Origin of the sequence: Curtobacterium sp. B8 (genome assembly GCF_000333315.1) — a bacterium.
GTDB classification, from domain to species: domain Bacteria; phylum Actinomycetota; class Actinomycetes; order Actinomycetales; family Microbacteriaceae; genus Curtobacterium; species Curtobacterium luteum.
Genome location: NZ_BACW01000499.1, coordinates 1 through 4,606, shown reverse-complemented (window position 1 = coordinate 4,606; position 4,606 = coordinate 1). Strand labels below are relative to the sequence as shown.

At 71.5% G+C, this 4,606-nt stretch carries 7 protein-coding genes and 1 pseudogene; all 8 read left to right on the top strand.

The annotated features are described in order from the left end of the window. Positions 1-386: flagellin (locus I59_RS12785; RefSeq protein WP_022904200.1), on the top strand; the 386-nt coding region annotated here is incomplete at its 5' end. A gap of 81 nt (positions 387-467) precedes the next feature. Beyond that, positions 468-1,874 (top strand): flagellar filament capping protein FliD, encoded by a 1,407-nt coding sequence (gene fliD, locus I59_RS12780; protein ID WP_022904199.1) that lies wholly within the window; start codon positions 468-470, stop codon positions 1,872-1,874. Between the two features lie 11 nt (positions 1,875-1,885). After that, complete coding sequence (gene fliS, locus I59_RS12775; protein ID WP_022904198.1) at positions 1,886-2,368, top strand: flagellar export chaperone FliS; 483 nt, start codon at positions 1,886-1,888, stop codon at positions 2,366-2,368. Positions 2,369-2,372: 4 nt separating this feature from the next. Further along, positions 2,373-2,693 carry a hypothetical protein gene (locus I59_RS12770; RefSeq protein ID WP_031273764.1) on the top strand — a complete coding sequence of 107 codons (321 nt, stop codon included), beginning with the start codon at positions 2,373-2,375 and terminating at the stop codon, positions 2,691-2,693. Positions 2,694-3,068: 375 nt separating this feature from the next. Then, positions 3,069-3,413, top strand: coding sequence for a flagellar basal body protein (locus tag I59_RS12765; protein ID WP_022904196.1), 345 nt, complete (start codon positions 3,069-3,071; stop codon positions 3,411-3,413). Beyond that, complete coding sequence (locus I59_RS12760) at positions 3,410-3,805, top strand: flagellar basal body rod protein FlgC (protein WP_022904195.1); 396 nt, start codon at positions 3,410-3,412, stop codon at positions 3,803-3,805. Before I59_RS12765 ends, I59_RS12760 begins: the two co-directional genes overlap by 4 nt. Continuing rightward, a complete protein-coding gene (fliE, locus tag I59_RS19985) occupies positions 3,805-4,152 on the top strand; it encodes a flagellar hook-basal body complex protein FliE (RefSeq protein ID WP_022904194.1) in 348 nt (115 codons plus the stop codon). The genes I59_RS12760 and fliE overlap by 1 nt, the downstream gene beginning before the upstream one ends. After that, a pseudogene (locus I59_RS12750) lies at positions 4,152-4,606 on the top strand (flagellar M-ring protein FliF); the annotation flags it as partial. The gene fliE and the pseudogene I59_RS12750, both read left to right, overlap by 1 nt.

The window sequence follows — 4,606 nt, the reverse complement described above, 5'->3', positions numbered from 1 at the left end:
TCGGCGCGAACGGCGACGCCGCGAGCCAGATCACGGTCGACCTGTCGGTGCGAAACGTGAAGACGGTCTCGACCGCCGTCGCCGCGCTCAAGTTCGACTCGGCGGCCGACGCGCAGGCGTCGATCACCGCGATCGACGCGCAGATCAAGGACGTCTCGTCCGCTCGTTCGAACATCGGTGCCATCCAGAACCGCTTCGACCACGCCATCAACGTGACGAACGTGGCCAAGGAGAACCTCACCGCGGCCGGCTCGCGCATCACCGACGTCGACATGGCAGAGGAGATGGTCAAGTACACGCGCGACAACATCCTCAGCCAGGCCGGCACCTCGATGCTCGCGCAGGCGAACCAGAGCACGCAGGGTGTGCTCTCGCTCCTCCGCTAGTGAACCCGGCGGCGTCCACCGGTACCGTTCGGGTGTCCCGGTGGGCGCCGCACCCCTCCCGTCCCGTCTGAAGGAGCGCGCGTGTCGTCCGTGTCCTCGGCGTCGTCGCTCGCGATCGACGGCCTCGTCAGTGGCCTCAAGACCACCGACCTCATCAACTCGTTGATGTCGATCGAGCAGGTCCCGCAGACCCTGCTGAAGAACAAGGTCACCACGACCAACTCGTTCATCTCGTCACTGCAGACGATCAACGGCCTCGTGCAGACCCTGGCCAGCAAGGCGTCCGACGCCGCGAAGGCCACCTCCCTCGACGTGTTCGCGGCGACCTCGTCGTCCGCGGGCGTCACCGCGACGACCGGCACGGGTGCATCGGCCGGGTCCGTCAGCTTCACCGTCGGGTCGACCGCGACCGCCCAGGTCGGCGTCACGGCCGCGATGTCCACGTGGTCCGACGCCGCCGGTCCGCTCACGATCGTCCGGGCCGACGGCACGCAGACCACCGTGACCCCGGCGTCCGGGTCCCTCGACGACACGGTCTCCGCGATCAACAAGTCGGGTGCGGGCGTCACCGCGACGAAGGTCGCCGCCGGCACCGACACCGACGGCACCAAGCTCTACCGCCTGCAGCTCACCTCGACGACGACCGGGGCCGCCGGCGCGTTCAGCCTCTACCGCGGGTCGGGCGCCGACGTCACCGCCGGCACCGCGACCGACGTCCTGGCCGGCACCGGCGCGGCCGTCGTCACCCGGGCGAAGGACGCCAGCGTCACCCTCTGGGCCGGCACCGCCGCGGCCCAGACCGTCACGAGCGCGTCGAACACGTTCGCCGACCTGCTGCCGGGGCTCAGCGTCACCGTCAGCCAGGTGAGCGCCGACCCCGTCACGGTCTCCGTCGCCCAGGACACCACGAAGGCGCAGGCCGTGGCGAAGGGCCTCGTCGACGCGATGAACGCCGTGACCGCCTACTACGGCTCGAACACCGGGGTCACGAGCACGACCAGCCCCACGACCGGGACCACGACGACCACCGCGGGGGTCCTGCTCGGCGACGCCACGACCCGCTCGGCCGTCCAGGCGCTCAGCTCGGCGATGTCGGCTCCGGTGAACGGAAAGTCGCCCTCCTCGATCGGGATCGTCGTCACGAAGGACGGCGACTTCACCTTCGACGAGGACGCGTTCCAGAAGGCCCTCGCCGCCGACCCGGCGGGCACCCAGGCGATGCTCTCGGGCGTGGCGGCCTCGGTCGGCGCGGTCGCGACGAGCGCGTCGGACAAGTACGACGGGTCGATCACCTCCGCGATCTCCGGCCAGCAGTCGGTCGTGAAGGACCTGAACACCCAGATCGACAGCTGGACCGACCGCCTGACCATGCGCCGCGCCACGCTGCAGACGCAGTACGCGGCGCTCGAGACCAGCCTCAGCAAGCTCCAGTCCCAGTCGAGCTGGCTCTCCGGCCAGCTCGCCACGCTGTCGAGCTCGAGCTCCTGACGGGAACCGAGATGACCTACGACCTCCAGGCCGCCGCCTTCCGGCAGGCCGCGAAGCCCCGCACGGTGACGGACCAGCGCCGCGCGCAGTACACGAACGAGGCCGTCCTCTCCGCGACGCCGGCGCAGCTCGTCACGATGCTCTACGACCGGCTGCTGCTCGACCTGCACCGCGCCGAGGCCGCGCAGACCGGCAGCGACTGGGAGGCCGCGCGCGAGCAGCTCCTGCACGCGCAGGCGATCGTCGGCGAGCTGTCGTCGACACTGCGGATCGACGCGTGGGACGGCGGCGAGGGCCTCCTGGCGATCTACAACTACGCGAGCACGTCGCTCATCACGGCCAACGTGCACCGTGACGTCGGGGCCACCCGCGACTGCATCCGCATCCTCGAGCCGCTCCGGCAGGCCTGGCACGATGCTGCCGCCTCGCTGCCGGCGGCTCCCGCCGCGCCGGGCGCCGGTCACACGGCCGGCGGTGCGCTCGGTGTCGCCTGACGACGTGGCCCGACGGGCCGGCTGGGAGGCACTGCTCGCCTCCCTGGAGCAGGACGCCGCCGGGCAGGCGGTGGCGTCGGCGAGCCCGGCGGCGGGAGCGACCGCGGCGGCAGGAGCGACCGCGGTCTGGACCGAGCCGACCGGGCTGGGACCGATCCCGCGGGAGCTGGTGGGGCGTGCCTCCCGGCTGGTGGCCGCGCAGCGGGACCGCATGACGGCGCTCGAGGCCGAGCGCAGCGCCGTCCTGGAGCACCTCGGCGCGCTGCGTGCCGTCGACGCGACGCGGGAGCCCCGCGGCGCCGTGTACCTCGACGCGTCCGCGTAGGCGGGGCCGGGCGGTCGGTGCGCCCGGCCCGCCGTCGGACGACCCGACCGTTGGCGTACGACGGCGGCGTGGTCGTTCGTTGCACCGGATCGATGCCCGCGCGTGCACCGAGCGACGCGACCGTTGTCGTACGACGGCGGCGTGGTCGTTCGACGGCGGTCCTCCCGATCGCGCCGGGCCCGACCCGACGACCGGACCCGCCCGACCGGACCCGCCCGACCCGCCTCGCCCCCCGTTCGGGGCGATGCCTAACGCCCCGCCGAGCCCCGGCCGACAGGCCCGTACGAGCACGGATCGCTCACCACCCGGCCACGGATCGGCCACCGCACATCGACGACGTCAGGGGACGGCGTCGACCGAGGGGACGGTCCACCTGTGTTCGATTCCGTGACGAGCGCCGCGCTGCAGAGCGCCCTCGACGGCCTGTCGATGCGGCAGCGGGTGATCGCGAACAACATCGCGAACATCAACACGCCGAACTACCACGCCGAGAAGGTCCAGTTCGAGGACGCCCTCGCGCAGTCGATCGTCGACGGCAGCGGTGCCACCGCCCCGACCGTCGCGCGCAGCCTCGAGCCGACGAACACCAACGGCAACAACGTGAACCTCGACGAGGAGACGCTCTCCAACGTGGACACCGTGCTCCGGTACCAGTTCGCGACGCAGGCGATGAACTCCGAGCTCACCAGCGTCCGTGCGGCGATGCGGACGAACTCGTGACCACGTTCGACGCGATCGGCATCGCGAGCACCGGCATGACCGTGCACCGCAAGTGGCTCGACGCGATCTCCGACAACATCGCCAACGTCAACACCGTCCGGTCGATGGACGACTCCGCCTTCCAGGCCCGCTACGTCGAGGTGCAGGAGGGTAGCGGCGTCTCGGGCGCCTACGTCAAGGGTGCCGCGTTCGGCAGCGCCGCCGGACGGGTCACGTACGACCCGGACAACCCGCTCGCGAACGCCGAGGGCTACGTCCGCATGCCGGACATCGACCTCGGGACGCAGATGGCGGACCTCATCATGGCCCAGCGCGGCTACCAGGCGAACGCCGCCGTGGTCGACCGTGCGAAGACCGCCTACGAGGCGGCACTGCAGATCGGGAAGAACTGATGCCCATCGACGCCGTGAACGGTGTGACCACCAACGCGATGACCCGCGCCTTCGCCGGGGCGACCGACGCCGCGACCGGGGCCGGAGCCGCCGGGATCGGGACGACCGCCGCGACCGGTGCGTCCGGTGACGGCTTCGCCGCGAGCCTCGGGAACGCGGTCGACGGTCTCCAGCAGCTGCAGAGCGACTCGAAGACGCTCGCGCTCAAGGCCGTCACGGGCAACCTCGACGACATCCACGACGCCACGATCGCCGCCACCCGCGCGCAGGTCACGCTCGAGCTCGTCGCGGCCGTGCGCAACAAGGGCGTCGACGCCTTCAACGAGATCATGAGGATGCAGGCCTGATGCCGGTCGCCGTCAAGAACGTGTGGGCGCGCCTCAGCGCCTACGTCCAGGGGTTCACCGCCGCGCAGCGCACCATCGCGATCCTCGTGATCGCCGCGCTCGTGCTCGGCGGCATCGCCCTCGCGAGCTGGCTCGGCAAGGCGTCGTACGCGCCGCTGTTCACCGGGCTCGCCGCCGCCGACGCCTCGAGCGTCACCGACCAGCTCACGACCGACGGGGTGCCGTACCAGCTCACCGACGGCGGCGCCACGATCCTCGTGCCGCAGGGTTCGGTGTACTCCGAACGGCTCAAGGCCGCCGCGAACGGCCTGCCGTCCTCGAACGAGGGCGGCTACTCGCTCCTCGACCAGATGGGCGTGACGAGCTCCGAGTTCCAGCAGAACGTCACCTACAAGCGCGCGATCGAGGGCGAGCTCGCCNAGACGATCTCCGCGATGGACGGCGTGCAGACCGC

Coding starts and splice junctions, on each gene's coding strand:
- fliS (WP_022904198.1), top strand. CDS start 1,886: ATGACCTACGACCTCCAGGCCGCCGCCTTCCGGCAGGCCGCGAAGCCC.
- fliE (WP_022904194.1), top strand. CDS start 3,805: ATGCCCATCGACGCCGTGAACGGTGTGACCACCAACGCGATGACCCGC.